This is a genomic window from Roseibium sediminis, from assembly GCF_008711325.1.
GTDB classification, from domain to species: Bacteria; Pseudomonadota; Alphaproteobacteria; order Rhizobiales; family Stappiaceae; genus Roseibium; species Roseibium sediminis.
In genome coordinates, this window is record NZ_VXDB01000106.1 from 1 (window position 1) to 631 (window position 631).

1 protein-coding gene is annotated in these 631 nt (G+C 50.7%); it reads left to right on the plus strand.

Annotation, left to right across the window (positions count from 1 at the left end; genetic code table 11):
* A partial coding sequence (locus F0155_RS23270) for a calcium-binding protein (RefSeq protein ID WP_425299998.1) occupies positions 1-631 on the plus strand: 631 nt, incomplete at both ends.

Below are 631 nucleotides of genomic sequence, written 5' to 3' on the forward strand. Positions count from 1 at the left end.
CTGGCGTAGGGGATGATATTATTCGAGGTCAAGCCGGGGCCGACATCCTTTATGGTGGAACAGGGAATGATGTCTTTCAGACCTATAATAATGAAAGCTTTGGCGACACGCTTTACGGCGGTGAGGGAATTGACACCCTGACAACCACCGTTAATACGACCACTCAGCATATTTACTATGACGTTCAGCTTGATGCCAGTACCACCCTTAATTCCATCGAAGTGATCGATGGATCTTATGGCACTGGCCAAAGTAGCAGCTATTATCACAATGTCCGCCTGATGACGGCCGGGGACTATGACCTGAACTCGGTCACAACACTGGTGGATGTGCGGGACATCTACGGTGCTTCAAGCGGAGAACTGACCCTTACAATGCAGAACCTGGAAACTTCCGGGGAGCGCTTCCTGCTCAATCAGGGCGCGGCGATAACGGCTGACATCGCAACGAATACAAGCGCCGATGTCATCGTCCACACTGGCAATCTGAATGACTCAATCAGAACTGGGGGAGGTAATGATTCCATTTATGCAAATGGCGGTGCTGACACCGTCTATGCTGGCGGAGGAAACGATTACATCGACGCAGGTGCAGGAAATGACATTGTTTACGCTGGCGTAGGGGATGATAT